The sequence below is a fragment of the Janthinobacterium aquaticum genome (assembly GCF_009208565.1).
Lineage (GTDB): Bacteria > Pseudomonadota > Gammaproteobacteria > Burkholderiales > Burkholderiaceae_D > Janthinobacterium.
This window is the reverse complement of the sequence record NZ_WFLK01000004.1, coordinates 424,365-441,379: the sequence shown is the minus strand read 5'-3', so window position 1 is coordinate 441,379 and position 17,015 is coordinate 424,365. Positions and strand designations below refer to the sequence as shown.

Annotated in this window: 19 protein-coding genes; 3 read left to right on the top strand and 16 right to left on the bottom strand. The window is 62.1% G+C overall.

Annotated elements, in window-relative coordinates; genetic code table 11:
* Positions 1 to 434 precede the first annotated feature (434 nt).
* The 11 genes from flgL to flgB form a co-directional block, all read right to left on the bottom strand.
* Positions 435 to 1,676 (bottom strand): flagellar hook-associated protein FlgL, encoded by a 1,242-nt coding sequence (flgL, locus tag GCM43_RS09755; protein ID WP_193315583.1) that lies wholly within the window; start codon positions 1,674 to 1,676, stop codon positions 435 to 437.
* A gap of 41 nt (positions 1,677 to 1,717) precedes the next feature.
* Positions 1,718 to 3,685, bottom strand: a complete 1,968-nt coding sequence (gene flgK / locus GCM43_RS09750; protein ID WP_152243602.1) for a flagellar hook-associated protein FlgK — start codon at positions 3,683 to 3,685, stop codon at positions 1,718 to 1,720.
* Between the two features lie 75 nt (positions 3,686 to 3,760).
* Positions 3,761 to 4,684: a flagellar assembly peptidoglycan hydrolase FlgJ gene (gene flgJ, locus GCM43_RS09745; RefSeq protein ID WP_152243600.1), complete on the bottom strand. Its 924-nt coding sequence runs from the start codon at positions 4,682 to 4,684 to the stop codon at positions 3,761 to 3,763.
* 11 nt (positions 4,685 to 4,695) lie between these two features.
* The gene (locus GCM43_RS09740; RefSeq protein WP_152243598.1) at positions 4,696 to 5,811 is read right to left on the bottom strand and encodes a flagellar basal body P-ring protein FlgI; all 1,116 of its coding nucleotides are present in this window, start codon (positions 5,809 to 5,811) and stop codon (positions 4,696 to 4,698) included.
* Between the two features lie 2 nt (positions 5,812 to 5,813).
* A complete protein-coding gene (locus GCM43_RS09735) occupies positions 5,814 to 6,464 on the bottom strand; it encodes a flagellar basal body L-ring protein FlgH (protein WP_152243596.1) in 651 nt (216 codons plus the stop codon).
* A 64-nt stretch (positions 6,465 to 6,528) separates the two neighbouring features.
* Entirely contained in the window at positions 6,529 to 7,311 is a 783-nt protein-coding gene (flgG, locus tag GCM43_RS09730) for a flagellar basal-body rod protein FlgG (RefSeq protein WP_152243594.1), read from the bottom strand.
* 71 nt (positions 7,312 to 7,382) lie between these two features.
* Positions 7,383 to 8,126, bottom strand: coding sequence for a flagellar basal body rod protein FlgF (locus tag GCM43_RS09725; RefSeq protein ID WP_152243592.1), 744 nt, complete (start codon positions 8,124 to 8,126; stop codon positions 7,383 to 7,385).
* A 30-nt stretch (positions 8,127 to 8,156) separates the two neighbouring features.
* Complete coding sequence (locus GCM43_RS09720) at positions 8,157 to 9,704, bottom strand: flagellar hook protein FlgE (protein WP_152243590.1); 1,548 nt, start codon at positions 9,702 to 9,704, stop codon at positions 8,157 to 8,159.
* Positions 9,705 to 9,747: 43 nt separating this feature from the next.
* Complete coding sequence (locus GCM43_RS09715) at positions 9,748 to 10,449, bottom strand: flagellar hook assembly protein FlgD (protein ID WP_152243588.1); 702 nt, start codon at positions 10,447 to 10,449, stop codon at positions 9,748 to 9,750.
* A 15-nt stretch (positions 10,450 to 10,464) separates the two neighbouring features.
* On the bottom strand, positions 10,465 to 10,866 hold the full coding sequence (gene flgC, locus GCM43_RS09710) for a flagellar basal body rod protein FlgC (RefSeq protein ID WP_152243586.1): 402 nt from the start codon (positions 10,864 to 10,866) through the stop codon (positions 10,465 to 10,467).
* A gap of 2 nt (positions 10,867 to 10,868) precedes the next feature.
* The gene (gene flgB, locus GCM43_RS09705; protein WP_152243584.1) at positions 10,869 to 11,321 is read right to left on the bottom strand and encodes a flagellar basal body rod protein FlgB; all 453 of its coding nucleotides are present in this window, start codon (positions 11,319 to 11,321) and stop codon (positions 10,869 to 10,871) included.
* 202 nt (positions 11,322 to 11,523) lie between these two features.
* Between flgB and flgA the strand changes: the two genes are divergently transcribed.
* The 3 genes from flgA (at position 11,524) to GCM43_RS09690 (ending at position 13,133) form a co-directional block, all read left to right on the top strand.
* Positions 11,524 to 12,228: a flagellar basal body P-ring formation chaperone FlgA gene (flgA, locus tag GCM43_RS09700; RefSeq protein WP_152243582.1), complete on the top strand. Its 705-nt coding sequence runs from the start codon at positions 11,524 to 11,526 to the stop codon at positions 12,226 to 12,228.
* Positions 12,229 to 12,351: 123 nt separating this feature from the next.
* Positions 12,352 to 12,657, top strand: a complete 306-nt coding sequence (flgM, locus tag GCM43_RS09695; protein WP_152243580.1) for a flagellar biosynthesis anti-sigma factor FlgM — start codon at positions 12,352 to 12,354, stop codon at positions 12,655 to 12,657.
* A gap of 8 nt (positions 12,658 to 12,665) precedes the next feature.
* Positions 12,666 to 13,133, top strand: a complete 468-nt coding sequence (locus GCM43_RS09690) for a flagella synthesis protein FlgN (protein WP_152243578.1) — start codon at positions 12,666 to 12,668, stop codon at positions 13,131 to 13,133.
* Here GCM43_RS09690 and GCM43_RS09685 read toward each other — a convergent pair.
* The 5 genes from GCM43_RS09685 to GCM43_RS09665 form a co-directional block, all read right to left on the bottom strand.
* Positions 13,130 to 14,281: an acyltransferase family protein gene (locus GCM43_RS09685; RefSeq protein ID WP_226929417.1), complete on the bottom strand. Its 1,152-nt coding sequence runs from the start codon at positions 14,279 to 14,281 to the stop codon at positions 13,130 to 13,132. The two genes, GCM43_RS09690 and GCM43_RS09685, sit on opposite strands and share 4 nt — an antisense overlap.
* The gene (locus tag GCM43_RS09680) at positions 14,274 to 14,636 is read right to left on the bottom strand and encodes a translation initiation factor Sui1 (protein ID WP_152243576.1); all 363 of its coding nucleotides are present in this window, start codon (positions 14,634 to 14,636) and stop codon (positions 14,274 to 14,276) included. The genes GCM43_RS09685 and GCM43_RS09680 overlap by 8 nt, the downstream gene beginning before the upstream one ends.
* A 132-nt stretch (positions 14,637 to 14,768) precedes the next feature.
* Positions 14,769 to 15,536: a flagellar motor protein MotD gene (motD, locus tag GCM43_RS09675; RefSeq protein WP_152243683.1), complete on the bottom strand. Its 768-nt coding sequence runs from the start codon at positions 15,534 to 15,536 to the stop codon at positions 14,769 to 14,771.
* 5 nt (positions 15,537 to 15,541) lie between these two features.
* A complete protein-coding gene (locus GCM43_RS09670; protein WP_152243574.1) occupies positions 15,542 to 16,288 on the bottom strand; it encodes a flagellar motor protein in 747 nt (248 codons plus the stop codon).
* Positions 16,270 to 17,001: an RNA polymerase sigma factor FliA gene (locus GCM43_RS09665; RefSeq protein WP_152243572.1), complete on the bottom strand. Its 732-nt coding sequence runs from the start codon at positions 16,999 to 17,001 to the stop codon at positions 16,270 to 16,272. The genes GCM43_RS09670 and GCM43_RS09665 overlap by 19 nt, the downstream gene beginning before the upstream one ends.
* Positions 17,002 to 17,015 lie beyond the last annotated feature (14 nt).

Sequence of the window (17,015 nt, the reverse complement as noted above, 5' to 3'; positions counted from 1 at the left end):
TACTACCTTGTTGCGATGCTTGCCGTTGGTCAGGCGCAGCGCGCAGTCCAGCTTTGCCTTGGCAACGTCGATTCCTAAATGAAACATGTTGTGGTCCTCTTGCGATCTACCTTGTGAATGCGGGCTATCCGGCGTGCCGGTGCCAAAGATACTGTCCGATCTTGACATTGAGGGGTGGGTAACTGGTGCGAGATCTACGATGCTGGCTTTGAGCCTAAGGGCGGATACGGCATCCAGTTACCCGGTCTTGATATGCCTACCAAGAATTTTGACAGCGGTTAATGTTGTTCGCAACACCATCAACTGCATGAGAGGAATAATACAAGGTCGGATTAGGCCCTCGTCCGTAATCCGACAACATTGTTGGCTTGGGCCGGTGGTGATGTCGGATTACGCCGCTGCGCGGCTAATCCGACCTACCGAGATCCCATGTATCAGTTGATGTAATTAAACAGCGACAATCCCGACACCTGGGTAAACGACTTCTGCGCCGCCTGCAGCGTGATCTGCTGCTGGGTAAACAGCGACACGGTCTTGACCATGTCCAGGTCCTGCAGATCGGACAGCGTGGCCGAGTATTGCAAGTCAAGGTCGTCGCCGGAGCTGGCCAGGTAATCGAGTTCCTTGGTGCGTGCGCCCACTTCGGCGCGCACCGACAGCACGTTGTCGTAAGCGGTGCTGAGGATGCTGCTGGCGGCGCTGAGGTTGTTGGCCAGGCGCGCCTGGCCGGCGTCGCCGTTGCCCGAGGTGCGCAGCGCACCGATCAGGTTGGTCATGGTGGTAAACAGCGACTCCTTGGCGCTGGGCGCGACGCCGAACTTGTCCTGGTCCGACGGCTTGCCGTTGAGCACGATCTGCTGGCCGTCGAAATTGATCGCCTGCCCTGCCGTAAAGGGCAAGGGCGTGGCCGGGTTGGGCACGGTCTGGCCCAGCGTCAGGTCGTTGACGGTATAGGTGGTGACGGCCGCGTCGCCGGTGCCGGTCACGGCAAAGCTGATCTCGTACTTGTGGCCGGTCAGCGCGGTGGCGTCGGTGACGGTGCTGCTGGTCACGATGCCGGCGCCGCCGCGGCCGTAGTTGCCGCTGTCGGGCGTGACGGTAAAGGTGCCGTTGCCGGTCATATTGTTCTCGAACACGGCCGCGCCCGAGTCGCTGACGGCCAGGTAGCGCGCGGAACCGACCTGCAGTTCGCGCTGGCCCTGGTCGCCAGCGTAGGCAGCGCCGGTCGGCGTCTGGCTGAACGGCTGGGTGGTCGATTTATAGCCGCCAAACAGATAACCGCCGGAACCATCGGCCGTGTTGGCAATGCCCAGCAGGTCGGTCATGCGCCCTTCGAGTTCCTTGGCAATGGTGGCGCGCTCTTCGTCGCGCAGGCCGGGATTGCCGGCCTTGACCACCAGTTCCTGCACATCGGCAATCAGGTTGTGGGTGCTGCCCAGCGCCAGCTCTTCCTGCGACAGGAAATTGGTGGCGTTTGAGCGGTTGGTGGCAAATTGCGTGTTGAGCGACTGCGACTGCGTCACTTCCAGCGCGCGCGCCGAAGCGATCGGATCGTCGGCTGGCGTCAGGTTCTTGCGGTTGGTCGACAGCTGCATCTGCGTGCGGTTCAAGGCGCTTTGCAGATTGTTCAGCTGCGTGCTGCCCTGGTCATAAATCATTCGTGTGCTGATGCGCATAAGATGTCCTTGTCTGCGGCATCATTGCCGCACGAGAATAATTAACGACCCAGGCCGATGACCACGTCAAACAGGGTACTGGCAATCTGCATGACCTTGCCGCACGCCTGATAAGCCTGCTGGTAGCGCAGCAGGTTGGCCGCCTCTTCATCGAGATTGACACCGGACACGGCCTGCTGCTGGTTGGTAGTCTGGTCCAGCAATGCCTTGCTGGCCAGCCCGGCCACCTGCACTTCGCGCGTCTTGTTGCCGACAAAGCTGACTGTCTCCGCGTACGAGCCCTGGAAAGTGGCTTTGCCACCGTCCATGATGTTCTTGGTTTGCAAACTGGCCAGCGCCACCGCATTGCGGTTGTCGCCCACGCCGCCGGTATTGGGGGCAATGGTAAATTTGTCGCCATTGGCCGGCGTGCCGGTCATGCTGACATTGATGCCGCCAAAGCTGAAACTGTCGCCTTCGGCATAGGGAATGCTGGCGGTGCCGGCCGGGTAGGTGGTGCTGGCGCCGTTGACGCCCTTGACGGTTACGGCCTGGCCGGCCGGAAAACCGCTCAGGGCGTTGCTGGCCTTGTCATACGTGAGCGTGATGGTCGAGCTCAACTGGTTGCCCGCCGCCAGATAGGCGCTGTCAACCGAACCGGCCGACAGCTTGCCGTTGCCGGTATTGGCCACTGGCGCACCGGTGGCAATCGGCGCAGCGGCGGCCAGCTTGTTGCGATCGGTAATCGCCACTTGCAGGCCCGCAGCGCCGTTGATGGTCGGGCGAATCACATAGTTGTCGCCTTCGGCGGCGGTGCCGGAGATCGAAAAATCGACGCCATCGATGGTTTGCGGCCCGGTCTGCGGATACGGGTCGATCACCGTACGCGCGCCATCGCTCTGGCGCGTCACCACATAATTGCTGCCGTCATAGCGCAACCGGTAGTCGCTGCCGGTCAGTTTGGACGGATCGCTGATCTTGGCCGACAGCTCGGTGGTGCTGGTCGGACTGTTGTTGCGGTCGCCACCGATGACCGGCTCGGGAATTTTGAAAAAGTCGCCGCCCAGGTCGCCGTTCAGGTCCAGGCCCAGCTTGTGCTGCTCATTGAAGGTGGTGGCCAGCGCAATGGCCACCTTGCCCAGCGAATTTTGCACGCGATCGAGCGTGCCGCTGCGAAACTCCAGCAAACCGCCCAGGGAACCGCCCGTCAGGGCGTTGTCCGGCAGCACCGTGACGGTCTTGCCGGTAACATAACCGACTTCCACCCGGTTCGGGTCGGTCAGCGACGGCGTGGCCGCCAGCTCGAAGCTACGGTCGGCCACCACCAGCGGCTGGCCGGAGCCGATGGAAATGGTCAGCGTATTGTTCGAGCCCGGCTGGGCCGTTGCCTTGACGTATTTATTGAGTTCCGTCACCAGCTGATCGCGCTGGTCGAGCAGGTCGTTGGGCGCCAGGCTGGGGTCGACCGTCAGTTGCGAAATCTTGGTATTGAGTTCGGCAATCTGCTTGGCGTAGGTGTTGATGACGTTGACGTGCGAGGTGATCTGCGAATTGACGCCATCGCCGATTTCGGCCAGGCGGCCATCGAGTCCCTGGAAGCGTGAGGTGAGCGAACTGGCGCTCGACAGCAAAGCCTGGCGCGAGGAAACTGATGACGGATTGGAACTGAAATCCTGCACGCCCTTGAAAAAGTCCTGCAGCGAAGGCGACAGGCCGGCCGTGCTGTCGGCCAGCAGATTGTCGATCTGGCTGATCTGGGTGTAATAGGCGTCGAGCGAACTGGTTGAGCTTTGCGCGGCATTGACCTGGGTCGACATGAAACTGTCGTACTGGCGCTTGATCTGCGACACTTCGGTACCGGTGCCCACATAACCATAACCGGCATAGTTGGCATTGGCCGTCTGCTGCTGCACCGTCTGGCGATTGTAGCCAGGCGAGTTGACGTTGGTAATGTTATGCCCGGTCGTGGACAGGCCCACCTGTGCTGCAAGCAGGCCGCTTTTGCCGATAGCGAGTAGATTCGAGGTCATGATAGCTGTATGGGTTCCTGTCCAGATTATTTACGGCAGTATCGGCGAAAACTTGAAGCGGCAAGATCGGATCGCTCAGCCCACCAGCGAGCCCTTGATGATTTTTGTCAGTTTGGCAGCATAGTTCGGGTCGGTGGCATAGCCGGCTTTTTGCAGGCCATGCGCGAAACTGCTGGCGTCGCCGGCGTTGGCCAGCACTTTTTCATAGCGCTTGTTGGTGGTAATCAACTGCGCATAATCCTTGAAGCTGTCGGCATAGCTGTCGTAGGCGCGGAATTTCTCGACCTTGCGCTGCGCCTTGCCGTTCACGTATTCCGTGGTGACGGCGTCGACCACCTTGCCCTTCCAGTCGGCGCTGGCCTTGATGCCAAACAGATTGTGGCTGCTGCTGCCATCGCGGCTGATGATTTCGCGCTTGCCCCAGCCCGTTTCCAGCGCGGCCTGGCCCAGCATGAACTTGGCTGGAATGCCGGTGGCGCGGCTGGCCTCTTCGGCGTGTACGCCCAGCTTTTCCTGGAATGCGCGCACATGCGGCGCCTGGCTGGCATTGGCCTTGTCCGACAGGCTCTTGCCGTCGGCCGCGCCAGTGCTCTCAGTACTACCGGTGGCGGCGGCCTGCTGCTGGCGAAACGCGGCCAGTGCGGAGGCCATGCTCGAGGCGCGCGGCGAAGCGGCGGCGTCTTCGGCGCTGAACTGGGTGGTGTTCGACAACTGACGCATCAGCACATCGGCCAGACCAGTGCCGCGCTTGGCCAGATTCTGGCTGGTTTGCTGGTCCAGCATCGAGGTATACATCTTGCTTTGCTGACTGTCGAGCACGCCATCTTGCGGCGTGGCGTCACGCATGCTTTTCATCATCATATTGATGAACATGGCTTCGAACTGCGTGGCTGCTTCTTTCAGCGCGGCCGGATCGCGCGACTTGGCGGACTGGCGCAGGCCGTCCATGCCCTTGACGTCGTAGGCGGCGGTATTGCTGAGGTCGGTCTGGCTGATCATGGCGTCCCCAATCAAATAATTTCAAGTTCGGCGCGCAGCGAACCGGCCGCCTTCATTGCCTGCAGGATGGCCAGCAGGTCTTGCGGCGAGGCGCCGATCGCATTGAGCGCCTTGACCACGTCCGACAGCGAGGCGCCGCCTTTGACCAGCATCACCTTGCCCGGCTCCTTCTTGATATCGATCTGCGCCGTCTGGGTGGTCACGGTGCGACCGCCCGACAGCGGCGCCGGCTGGCTCACCTGCGGCTCGGTATTGATGGTTACCGACAGATTGCCGTGCGAAATGGCGCACGTTTCCAGCGTAACCGACTGGTTCATCACCACCGAACCGGTGCGCGCGTTCATGATGACTTTGGCGGCCAGCCTGGCCGGGTTGACTTCGATGCTTTCCAGCTGGCCCAGGAAGGCCACGCGCTGGTCGCTGCCGGCAGGCGAACGCACCTGGATCACGCGTCCGTCAAGTGCGGCGGCGGTGCCAGGGCCGAAGCGGCTGTTGACGGCGTCGACCACGCGGCTGGCGGTGGCGAAGTCGGTGGCATTGAGTTCGAGGCGGACAATATCGTTCGCACCGAGCGCCGACGGCACGCTGCGCTCGACGGTGGCGCCGCCGGAAATGCGGCCCACGCTCAGGTGGTTGACAACCACCGAACTGCCGGCCGCCTGCGCGCCCACGCCGCCGACCAGCACATTGCCCTGCGCCATGCCATAAATCTGGCCATCGGCGCCCTTCAATGGCGTCATCAGCAAGGTGCCGCCGCGCAAGCTCTTGGCGTTGCCCATCGACGACACGGTGATATCGAGCAACTGGCCGGGCTGGGCAAACGCCGGCAGCGAGGTGGTGACCATCACGGCCGCCACGTTTTTCAGCTGCAAACTGGTGCCTTGCGGCAAATTGACGCCCTGCTGCTGCAGCATCGCCGCCACGCTCTGGATGGTAAATGGCGTCTGCGTGGTCTGGTCGCCGCTGCCGTCCAGGCCCACCACCAGGCCATAGCCCATCAACTGGTTGTCGCGCACGCCGGCAATGCTGGCCAAATCCTTCAGGCGCTCGGCATGCGCGGCCGGCGCCAGCATGGCCAATACCACGGTGCAGGCGGCCAGCAGGCGGGAAAGAGTGTTGGTCGCCATGATCAGAACGGCAGGATGCTGAGGAAGAAGCGCGAGGCCATCGAGGCCAGCTCGGCGCGGTCGATCTGGCTGTTGGTGCGGTATTCCACGCGTGCGTCGGCCACCTGGGTCGACGGCACCACATTGCCGATGCCGATGGTGTCGGGATTGACCATGCCCGAGAAACGGATGAATTCGGTGCCCTTGTTCATGGCAATCTGCTTTTCGCCAGCCACGATCAAGTTGCCGTTTGGCAGCACTTCAATCACCGTCACGCCGATCGTGCCGGAAAAGGTATTGCTGGCCGACTGGTTGTCGCCATCGGCATGCTTGAGCGCGCCTTCCACCGCCACCGAGCTGCCGAAGCGCCCCTGCAGCAAACCCGGCGTGCCGAAACTGGCGCTGCCGGTCTTGTTGCCCGAACTGGCGCCGGCCTTGACGGCGTTGGTGCGTTCGGTAATGGCGATGATCATGGTGTCGCCCACATGACGCGCGCGGCGGTCTTCAAAAGCCGGACGGTAGGTCGACGGCTGGTAGATCGAACCGTTGGCCACCACTACCGGCTCAGGCATGGGCGCGCGCGTGGTGGTTGGGTACTGCACGATGGAGGTGGGAGTGATGGCGCAGCCGGACAACAGAGCGGCGGCAAGAACGGCAAGAATCGGGGTGTGCATGACAGGTCTCCGCAGCCAGCGCCGCGCACGGCGCTGGCTGCTGGCGTGATGAGTAAATGAAAAATCAGAGTTGCGACAGTTTTTGCAGCATCTGGTCAGAGGTGGTAATGGCCTTGCTGTTGATCTCGTAGGCGCGCTGCGTCTGGATCATGTTGACCATTTCCTCGGCGACATTGACGTTCGAGGTTTCGATATAGCCCTGCATCAACAGGCCGGCGCCGTTGGTGCCTGGCGTATTGTTTTGCGCCACGCCCGAGGCGCCCGTTTCCATATACAGGTTTTCGCCTTTGGACTCGAGGCCGGCCGGATTGACAAAGGTGGTCAGTTGCAGCGCGCCGATCTGCGCCGGCGCCACCGTATTGGGCAGGGTCACCGAGACGGTGCCGTCGCGCGCGACCGTAAGGCTCAGCGCATTGGTCGGCACCGTAATGGCCGGCTGGATCACGAAGCCTTCGGAGGTGACCAACTGGCCGTTGGCGTCGGTCTGGAACGAGCCGTCGCGCGTATAGGCGGTGGCGCCGTCGGGCAGCAGCACCTGGAAAAAACCGGTGCCGTTGATCATCACATCGCGCGAATTGCCCGATGCCTGCGGATTGCCCTGGGTATGGATGCGTTCGGTAGCGACGGTGCGCACGCCGGTGCCGATCTGCAGGCCCGAAGGCAGCTGGGTTTGCTGCGACGACTGCGCACCGGGCTGGCGCACGTTCTGGTACAGCAGGTCTTCGAATACGGCGCGCGACTTCTTGAAGCCGGTGGTACTGACGTTGGCCAGGTTATTGGCGATCACGTCCATCTGCGTCTGCTGTGCTTCCAGGCCGGTCTTGGCAATCCAAAGGGAACGAATCATGATTTTCTCCGATAAACAGCGCCGCTGGCCCTGTCGACAATTTCTATGTGACCATTATGCGGCCGCTCCTATCAATTCAAAGCGAGGATCTGGGTGGCTTTCGCCGCGTTATTCTCGGCATTCTTGAGCAGACTCATTTGCGTTTCAAACTGGCGCGCCAGCGCAATCATGGTCACCATCGAGTCAACCGGGCTGACATTACTGCCTTCGAGCGCGCCGGTGGTGAGCTTGACGGCCGGGTCGGCCGTCGGCACGCTGCCGTCTTTCAGGCGAAACAGGCCGTCGTCGCCGCGCACCAGGTTCTGTTCGGGCGGGTTGACCAGCTTGATGCGGCCCAGCACCGTTGACGGTCCCGGCGGCACATCGGTGGAGATGGTGCCGATGGTGCCGTCGCTGGCAATCGATACCGTCACGCCCGGCGGCACGGCCAGCGGCCCGGTATCGCCCTGCACCATCAGCCCGGACTGGGTCTGCAGCATGCCGTTTTCATTGAGCTTCAGGGCGCCGTTACGGGTGTAGGCTTCGGAGCCGTCGGCCGACTGTACCGCGATCCAGCCGGCGTTTTCCACCGCCACATCGAGCGCGCGCCCCGTATGCTGCATCGGTCCTTGCGTAAAATCGGAACCGACCGTCGAATCGACCACAAAGGTGCGCGTCGGCATCATGCCGTCGGCCACCACCGGCACCGCCCGAAAGCTGTCGAGCTGCGCACGAAAGCCGGTGCTGGTCGCGTTCGCCAGGTTGTTGGCCGTGGTCGCCTGCTTCTCCATGATGTGCTTGGCGCCGGAGCTGGCGGTGTAGATAAGACGGTCCATTTTTTTCTCCAGGGGGCGGAGCCCCCAGCATTAACGCAGGTTGACCAGGGTTTGCAGGATCGAATCCTGCGTCTTGATGGTCTGCGCATTGGCCTGGTAGGCGCGCTGGGCGGTAATCATGTTGACCAGCTCGGCCGTCAGGTCGACGTTTGACACTTCCACCGCCGAGGCGCGCAGGTTGCCGGCGTTGCCGGTGCCCGGCACGTTGGTAATCGGACCGCCAGAATCAGGCGATTCCGACCAGGCATTGTTGCCCAGCGGCTGCAAACCGTTCGGATTGGTAAAGCTGGTCAGCACTACCTGGCCCAGGTCGCGCGTGCGGCCGTTGCTGTATTGCCCCTGTATCACGCCGTCCGAGCCGACCACGAAACGGCTCAGCTGGCCAGCCGCATAGCCATCGGCCACGGTTTTCTTTTCACTGGTCGCAATACCGAGCTGGGTCGAATTGCTGAAATCAACCTTGATCGACAGGGTATCGTTGGCGCCGGTAGCCGGGAAGATCGGCAGGCTGACGGTCACCGGCAGCGTTTGCGGCGGTGTCTGCGCCAGCATGGCAGCCTTGTCCAGGCCGCCCAGGCTGTTGAAAATCAGCGAACCTGTCTTGACCGCAGGCACCACGGTGGCGGAAGCGATGGCAGCGTCGATCTGGTCGGGCGTACGGCTGGAATTGACGCCGTTGGCGACCGCCGAACCATAGGTTTCGGCAATCGCACCGAGCTGGGCCGTGCTGGCGCCGGCAGCGGCTGCGGCACTGCTGACGGCGGCGCCGGCCGCATTGGCATAGGCCACGGCGGCGGCCGACACATTGGCCGGCACCTGCGGCACGGCAGTCACGGCCGCCTGGTAGGCGGCGCGCGCAGCGAGCGCCGCCGGATCGGTCTGCAGGGAAGCGGCAGCCTTCATGCTGGTCACTTCCATATCGTCGTTGGCCGTATAGACGTCCCAGGTATTGGTACCGGTCTTGACATAGAACATCGACATGGTGTGCGCATTCCCGAGCGTGTCGTAGACCGCCACCGGGATCTGCTTGTTGTACGACTTCGGATTGGTCATCGTAAATGGCGTATCGGTCGGCATTTCCGAATTAGAATTGAGATTGACTTGGGTATCGACCGTGGTGGTGGCTTGCGGGCGCATGTCGGACGGGTCGATCTGCAGCGGCACAATCGCGCCAGCGAGAATCTTGCCATTGACATCGGCCGAATAACCGGTCAGCTGCGCATTCTGGGCATTGATGACAAAACCGTTCTTGTCGACCTGAAACTGGCCATTGCGCGAATACTGGACGGTGCCGCCAGCCAGGGTGCGGAAGAAACCGCCGCCGTTGATCGCGATATCGAGCGGATTGGACGAGGTTTCCAGATTGCCCTGGGAGAACGACTGCGTGACTTGCGAGACTGCCACGCCGATGCCGGCCTGGTTGCCCGATACGCCATACAGCGAGCTGGCATAAATGTCGGCAAACTGCGCCTGCGACTGCTTGAAGCCGACGGTGCCGGAGTTGGCAATATTGTTGCCGATCACGTCCAGCGATTTGGCGGCGCCATTCAAGCCGCTCAGGCCTTGTTGGAAAGACATTGTATGCTCCTGGAAAGGATATTTCTTAAGTAAAAGGTCGTACTTACAAAATCTGTTTTACATCGGCCATGGTGATGCTGCCCACGCCCGGCACATTGAGTTTCACGCCGGACGAGCTGGTCGACACGCTGGCCACCGAACCAAAGGTCAGGCCGACCGCATCCTTGAGCTTCTCGCCGCCGCGGGTGGCCACCACCTCGAAGGTATAGTTGCCATCGGCCAGCACGACCGCCTTGCCATCCTTGTCGAGCTCGCCTGTCTCGCCATTCCAGCCCATCGGCACGGCGCCGGCGTCCTGTGCGCCCAGGTCGATCGAGTGTACTTCCTTGCCGGAACTGTTGTAGATCACCACCTTGACATTGTCGGCCGGCGTCGCCAGTTCCACCCCCAGCAGCGAGGCGCTCTTGGTGAGCGTCAGGTTCTTGCCTGGCGTCAATACACCGTGGCCGATAATATTGGCGGCCTGCATCGACTCGGCCTGCTGGTAGCTGGTTTTCAGCGTTTCAAGCGTGGCGTTAAGCTTGTTGACGCCGGTTACCGTCGACAGCTGGGCCAGCTGGCTGGTCAGCTGCGCATTGTCGAGCGGATTCATCGGATCCTGGTTTTGCAGCTGCGTGACCAGCAGCGTCAGGAACTTGTTGGTGTCCGCTTCCACGCTGCCGTCGGCCGCCGTGGTTTTCTTCGGATTCATGGTTGCCATCAGATCGGTCGTGATGGCGGGAGCGTTGGTGTCGATGGTTGCCATAAGGGTCTATCCGGCTTACTGGCCGAGGGTCAAGGTTTTCAACAGCAGCGACTTGGCTGCATTCATGGTTTCCACATTGGTCTGGTAGGAGCGCGAGGCCGACAGCATATTGACCATCTCATCGACGGTATTGACGTTGGGCATGGTGACATAGCCCTTGTCGTCGGCCAGCGGATTTTTCGGGTCGTACACCAGTTTCATCGGCGACGGATCCTCGATCACCTTTTGCACCTTGACGGCCGTGCCGCCATTGGCCAGCGGCACCGCTTCAAACACCACCTGCTTGGCGCGGTAGGCTTCGCCGCTGGCGCTGGTGGCGCTGTCGGCGTTGGCCAGGTTGCTCGCGACCGTGTTGAGGCGCTGCGCCTGGGCGCTCATTGCCGAACCGGAAACATTAAAAATATTAAACAGCGACATGATTATTGTCCTCCCTGTATCGCGTTGAGCATGCCCTTGATCTGCGAATTGAGCAGCGTGATGCCAACTTCATAACGAATTGAATTGTCGGCAAAGGCGTTGCGTTCCAGGTCCATGTCGACCGTATTGGCGTCGACTGCGCCCTGCGCCGGCGCGCGGTACAGCAATGGCGTGCCGTCTGGCAACGTTTCCGGACGCCCGGGACCGGCCGTCTTGCTGTCCGGACCCACGCCCTTGCCCGGCAGATGCTTGTTCGCCGTCGCCATCAGGGCCGCAGGCGCGCCTTCGGCCTTGGCCAGCGCGCCTTTCAGGGCGCTGGCAAAATCGATATCGCGCGCCTTGTAATTGGGCGTATCGGCATTGGCAATATTGGACGCAAGCAGTTCCTGGCGCGTCGAGCGCAGGCTCAGCGACGTTTCATGAAAACGCAGGTAATCGTCGAGTTTTCCTATCATGTCCGGCTCCGCAAAATATCCGCCACTGGCGCTTCGATCAGGCAAGCATGGCGACAAGACTGTTTACTAATGATGACAGGAAGCATGGTACGGTTCAGCGCGGCCGATTCATCGCCCGATCAGACCTGGCTTTCCCCCCTTAATCAGCGCTTCAATGGGTTTGTGGGCGACTATCATGGCAGTATTCCGGAGGTCCATCATCATGCAAACACCGCGCATCCTGCCCTTATTTTTTGCTGCACTGGCAATACTAACCCAGTTGCCGGCGCAGGCCCAGGCTGGCCGCCAGTCGCCGGAGGCGCTGCGTCAGACCGTACAGCAATTTTTGCAGCTGCAAAGCAACGGCCTGCCCGGCCAGGTCAAGGTGACTGTGGGCGCCGTCGATCCGCGCCTGAACCTGGCCGCCTGCCCGGCGCCGCAGGCGTTCATGTCGCCCGGCAGCCGCGCCTGGGGCAAGACCACGGTGGGCGTGCGCTGCACGGCGCCGGCCAGCTGGACTATTTACGTACAAGCGAACGTGGCCGTGATCGGCGACTATATCGCCAGCGCCGTACCGCTGGCGCCCGGCCAGGAAATCGACGCCAGCCAGCTTGTCACCATGCAGGGCGACCTGGCGGCACTGCCGGCCGGCGTGGCCAACGACATGGCGCAGGTGGTCGGCGCCAGCACCATGATGTCCTTGCCAGCAGGCACGCCGATGCGTGTCGATACCTTGCGCCGCAAGCCCGTGGTGATGCAGGGCCAGCTGGTCAGGGTAGTATCAAGTGGCAATGGTTTCCAGGTCGCCTCGGAAGGGCGCGCCATCGGCAACGCCGGCGAAGGCCAGACAGTACAGGTACGCACCCAGGGCGGCGCCCAGGTCAGCGGCGTGGCGCGTGCAGGCGGACTGGTGGAGGTTGCCTTCTGAAGATAGGCAGAGCGCAAGATAGACAGCGAATTAGTAGTCTGGCACACTAAAGTTTCGGCGTAATGCGCCGATAAGAAGTCATATACCGGAGTTTCCTGACTTCGACCAGACGAGGATCACGCTGTGAAAATTACCGATAACATTAAAACCAACCTTGGTTTGCCCGTCACGCCGACGGCAACCAATGGTGCGCGCAACGCCGAGAAGGCGCAAGCCACACCGACTTCGTCGGATAGTGTACGCCTGTCCTCGCAAGGACAGGCACTGGCGACCAGTGCAACGACCAACAGCGCAGCCGTGTTCGACACCAAAAAAGTCGAACGCATCAAGCTGGCTATCGCTGACGGACAGTTCCAGGTCAATTCTGAAAAAGTGGCAGACGGTCTGCTCGACACAGTCAAAGACCTGCTGCACTCCCGAACCCGATAGGTTTTCCCATGCAATCCGTGACGCCATTTTCCAGCCTGCGCAATGAACAAGAACTGATGAGTTGCCTGCTGGTGCTGATGAAACAGGAACAGCTGCATCTGGTTGTAGCTGATATTGAGGCGATCACGGAGCTCACGGTAGAAAAAACTGCACTGGTCGGACAATTGAGCCAACTGGCATCGCAACGCCACCAGGCGCTTGCCGCCTGCGGCTTTGCACCAGCCGAGTCCGGCATGGACGCCTGGCTGGCAACCACCGACGAGGCCGAAGCGGCGCCGCTGTGGGCCAGCCTGCTGGAAACCACGCGCGAGGCAAAAGAGCTGAACCGCCTCAACAGCCTGCTGGTCAACAAGCACATGCTGCACACGCAAAGTGCACTGGCGGCCATGCGCCCACCGGCCCAGAGCGGCAACTTCTACGGCCCCAGCGGCCAGACCACCAGCAATACCGCCAACCGGCGCGTGGTGATCGGCTAGCTTCCAGCGATCGTTGTACCAGCCTGGCCGGCGAGCTGCTGGCGGCGCTGCAGGTGTTCGCGCCAGCGCAGTCCCGGTCTTTCAACCAGTACATGCAAGCCATATGCGGCCAGCAGCGCGGCGCCCAGGTAGACGCCAAACGCGGCCAGCGGCAGGCCGTCCAGGCTGTCGCCCAGCCAGGCTGAGACCACATGAAATACCTGCTTGTGCGTCAGATACAGGCAAAACGCCAGCGTGGCCAGCAGCTGCACGCCTGGTACACGCACCGGCCAGGTCTGCCTGCTGCTGCAAGCGACCAGCAGGCAGGCAAAACTCCAGGCCAGCAAGGGATAGCCGAACACGATGCCGGCAAAGCCTGGCACGCCCTGCATCAGCCACATCACACCAGCCACGCCAAGCAGGCCGGCACACAGCAACAGCCAGCCGTGCGACTGCAGTACGCTCCAGGCGCCGGGGCGAAAGGCGCGCAGGGCAGCAAGCAAGGTGCCGGCCAGCAGGCCGTCAAGCCGGGTTGGCGTTGGAAAATAAATCAATCCCACGAAGCGCTCGAAGTAGTCGGCCGTGCCCTGCACCGGCGCCAGCTCGTGCTGCCACAACCAGGCGCGCAGCAGCATGCCGCCCAGCAGCACGCCGATAGCCAGCAGCAGGCTCTTGCCGATGCCGGGCCGGCGTGCCAGCAGCCACACCACAAGCGGCAGCAGCAGGTAGAAATGCTCTTCCACGCATAGCGACCAGGCATGCGAAAAGGCGCGCTGGTCCAGATCAGCGGGCAACAAATTGACGGTAAAGCTTAAAAACTGCCAGACAGGGCGCATGCTTTCGGCCTCGCTCCAGGCCGGCAGCAACAGATACAGCGCCAGCACGGCCAGATAGGCCGGCAGGATGCGCAAAGCGCGGCGCAGCATAAAGTCCTGCCACCACGGCCACCAGGCTGGCCGCGCGCCGGACGTCAACGGACGCAGCACCTGCCAGCCGATCAGATAGCCGCTCAGCACGAAAAACAGGTCGACGCCCATCCAGCCATAGGCTACCAGCGGCCCCGGCAGGCGCGGACCCAGGCTTTCCAGGTGGTACAGCATGACCCAGGCGATGGCCAGCGCACGCAGCAGATCGAGCCCCGGCAGCCGCCGGGCCGCACCCTCAGCCACCGGCCTGTTTCGGCTGGTGCCCCAGCTTGACCAGCGCCGCCATCAGCGTGGCCACATGGTCGCCCTGCACTTCGATCACGCCATCCTTGACGGTGCCGCCCGAGCCGCAGGCGCTGCGCAGCTGCTTGCCCAACAGCGCCAGCGCCATGGCGTCCAGTGGCAGGCCTTTGACAACGGTGACGCATTTGCCGCCGCGTCCCTTGGTCTGGCGCGCCACGCGCACCCGGCCGTCACCGATCGGCGCGGCGTTCGCGTTGGCCTTGCACGCGCATTGCGCCAGCGCCTTGCGGCAATCGGGGCACATGCGGCCGGTTTCGGTGGAATACACCAGGCTGCTGGAGGAGTTGTGTTTCATGCTGTTGGATAAATTTAAGGTATTTTCACGTATTTCACGTAGGTCGGATTAGCGCTACGCGCGTAATCCGACAACACCACTGACGCCAACAATGTTGTCGGATTACGCGGGGCGTTGCCCCGCTAATCCGACCTACGAGGAGCCGGGGGTCGGCACTTCCGTCACCGTTTCCGGTATGCCCGACAGAATGGTGACAGCCACGCGCCGGTTGCGCGCGCGCCCGTCTGCAGTGTCGTTTGGTGCGACCGGGATATTGTCGGCGTGGCCGACGGCCGTCAGGCGTGCAGCCTGCACGCCGCTGGCGATAAACAGGCGCACCACGGCGCTGGCGCGCGCCGATGAGAGTTCCCAGTTGGAGGCAAAGCTGGAGTTGCTGATCGGTAAGATATCGGTGTGGCCCTCGACCTGCACGTCGTGGCTGTCGTCCTTGAGCAGCACGGCCACCGCGCGCAGCGCCTGGTCCGATTCGGGCGTGAGGCCGGCCGCGCCGGGATCGAACAGCACGCTGGCGTTGATTTCCACGCTCACGCCGCGGCTGGTCTGCGTCACGCGCACCTTGCCCTCTTTCACCAAAGGGGCCAGGGTCGAGGTCAGGTCCTGCGCCAGGCGCGTCATGTGTTCGCGCTCGCGGCGGATCGCTTCGGCGCGCCGTTTCAGGGCCGGATTGGGCAGCTGGATCGATTGCGGCGCATGCATGATGATCGGCGGCGCACCCTTGTCGAGGCTGAACGCCTGGCCGATGGCGTCGGAAAACACGCGGTACTGGCCGGTATTGACCTGCGCCAGCGCATACATCACCACGAAGAAGGCAAACAGCAGCGTGATAAAGTCGGCATACGAGATCAGCCAGCGGTCCTGGTTGTCCGGCTCTTCGTCATACTTCCTGCGCGCGCGCCGCATCATGCTCAATGCTCGTGCAGCAGGCTGGCCACGCGCTCTTCGATAATGCGCGTATGGTCGCCGGTGGCGATATCGTAGAACACGGCAGCGGCAATTTCATACTGCACCACGCGGCGCGAGACGATGGCCTTGAGTTTGTTGGCCACTGGCAGGAACAGCAGATTGGCCAGCCCCACGCCATAGATGGTCGAGACAAACGCCACCGCAATGCCGCCGCCAAGCTTGCTGGGGTCGGCCAGGTTTTCCATCACGTGGATCAGACCCAGCACGGCGCCCAGAATACCAATGGTGGGCGAATAACCGGCCGCCGACTCCCACACCTTGACGGCCTGGCGCTCGGCCAGTTCATAGGCGGTGATTTCCACATCGAGCAACTGGCGCAGCTTGTCGGGCGCAATGCCGTCGACGATCATGCGCAGGCCCTTGGCATTGAAGCGGTCGCTGGTATTTTCCATCAGCTTTTCCAGCGCCAGCGGACCGTCGCGGCGCGCCGTCAGGCTCCACTGCGCGATATCGCGGCCCAGCTCGACGCGCGTGTCGGCCGGTGGAAAAAACACCCAGCGCAGCATCTCCAGCCCGCGCACAAAGGTGCGCAGGCGCGTCTGCAGCAGCACCGCACCGAAGGTGCCGATCACCACGATGGCAAATGCGGCCGGCTGCAGCAGCGAGGCCATCTTGCCGCCCTCGAGCGCCTGGCCGACCAAGAGGCCGGCCAGCGCCAGCGCCAGCCCGATTACGCTGGACCAGTCCACGCCTGCTCCCGTAAAGTTGCGCGCAGGCGCGCGACGGCTTGCGTATGGAGCTGCGAGACGCGCGACTCCGATACGCCCATGACCGCGCCGATCTCTTTCAGGTTCAGCTCTTCCTCGTAATACAAGCTCATCAGTATTTTCTCGCGTGGCGGCAAGGCATCGATGGCGTCGATCACGCACTGGCGGAAATCGGTGTCGAGCAGGGAGCGCAGCGGATCGCTTTCCTCGTCCACGCAATGGCGGTCGAGGAAACTGTCGTTGCCGTCCGGATCATGGAAGTCTTCGTAGTAGACCAGCTGGTGGCCGCCGCCTTCGCCCAGCATTTCCTGGTAGTCGTGCAGCGACATCTTGAGCAGCTTGGCCACTTCCGATTCGGTCGGCGGCTGGCCCAGGCGCTGCTGCAAAATGCTCATCGCCTCCTCGATCTTGCGCATGTTCTGGCGCATGCTGCGCGGCAACCAGTCGCTGGTGCGCAATTCGTCGAGCATGGCGCCGCGGATGCGCAGCACGGCATAAGTCTCGAACTGCGCACCATGGGTTTCTTCATAACGGGTAATCGCGTCGAGCAGGCCGATCATGCCGGCCTGGATCAAATCATCGACCTCGACCGACGGAGGCAGTTTCGCCTTCATATGGTGCGCCAGACGCTTTACCAACGGAATATGCTCCGTCAGCAAATGGTCCTTGTTCGATTTCCCTTTTACCGTGTACATAGGCTGCTTGTTAT

What these genes read in the sequence shown, in the direction of transcription:
- flgL (WP_193315583.1), bottom strand. Translation starts at nt 1,676, where the DNA reads ATGCGCATCAGCACACGAATGATTTATGACCAGGGCAGCACGCAGCTG.
- flgK (WP_152243602.1), bottom strand. Translation starts at nt 3,685, where the DNA reads ATGACCTCGAATCTACTCGCTATCGGCAAAAGCGGCCTGCTTGCAGCA.
- flgJ (WP_152243600.1), bottom strand. Translation starts at nt 4,684, where the DNA reads ATGATCAGCCAGACCGACCTCAGCAATACCGCCGCCTACGACGTCAAG.
- GCM43_RS09740 (WP_152243598.1), bottom strand. Translation starts at nt 5,811, where the DNA reads ATGGCGACCAACACTCTTTCCCGCCTGCTGGCCGCCTGCACCGTGGTA.
- GCM43_RS09735 (WP_152243596.1), bottom strand. Translation starts at nt 6,464, where the DNA reads ATGCACACCCCGATTCTTGCCGTTCTTGCCGCCGCTCTGTTGTCCGGC.
- flgG (WP_152243594.1), bottom strand. Translation starts at nt 7,311, where the DNA reads ATGATTCGTTCCCTTTGGATTGCCAAGACCGGCCTGGAAGCACAGCAG.
- GCM43_RS09725 (WP_152243592.1), bottom strand. Translation starts at nt 8,126, where the DNA reads ATGGACCGTCTTATCTACACCGCCAGCTCCGGCGCCAAGCACATCATG.
- GCM43_RS09720 (WP_152243590.1), bottom strand. Translation starts at nt 9,704, where the DNA reads ATGTCTTTCCAACAAGGCCTGAGCGGCTTGAATGGCGCCGCCAAATCG.
- GCM43_RS09715 (WP_152243588.1), bottom strand. Translation starts at nt 10,449, where the DNA reads ATGGCAACCATCGACACCAACGCTCCCGCCATCACGACCGATCTGATG.
- flgC (WP_152243586.1), bottom strand. Translation starts at nt 10,866, where the DNA reads ATGTCGCTGTTTAATATTTTTAATGTTTCCGGTTCGGCAATGAGCGCC.
- flgB (WP_152243584.1), bottom strand. Translation starts at nt 11,321, where the DNA reads ATGATAGGAAAACTCGACGATTACCTGCGTTTTCATGAAACGTCGCTG.
- flgA (WP_152243582.1), top strand. Translation starts at nt 11,524, where the DNA reads ATGCAAACACCGCGCATCCTGCCCTTATTTTTTGCTGCACTGGCAATA.
- GCM43_RS09690 (WP_152243578.1), top strand. Translation starts at nt 12,666, where the DNA reads ATGCAATCCGTGACGCCATTTTCCAGCCTGCGCAATGAACAAGAACTG.
- GCM43_RS09680 (WP_152243576.1), bottom strand. Translation starts at nt 14,636, where the DNA reads ATGAAACACAACTCCTCCAGCAGCCTGGTGTATTCCACCGAAACCGGC.
- motD (WP_152243683.1), bottom strand. Translation starts at nt 15,536, where the DNA reads ATGCGGCGCGCGCGCAGGAAGTATGACGAAGAGCCGGACAACCAGGAC.
- GCM43_RS09665 (WP_152243572.1), bottom strand. Translation starts at nt 17,001, where the DNA reads ATGTACACGGTAAAAGGGAAATCGAACAAGGACCATTTGCTGACGGAG.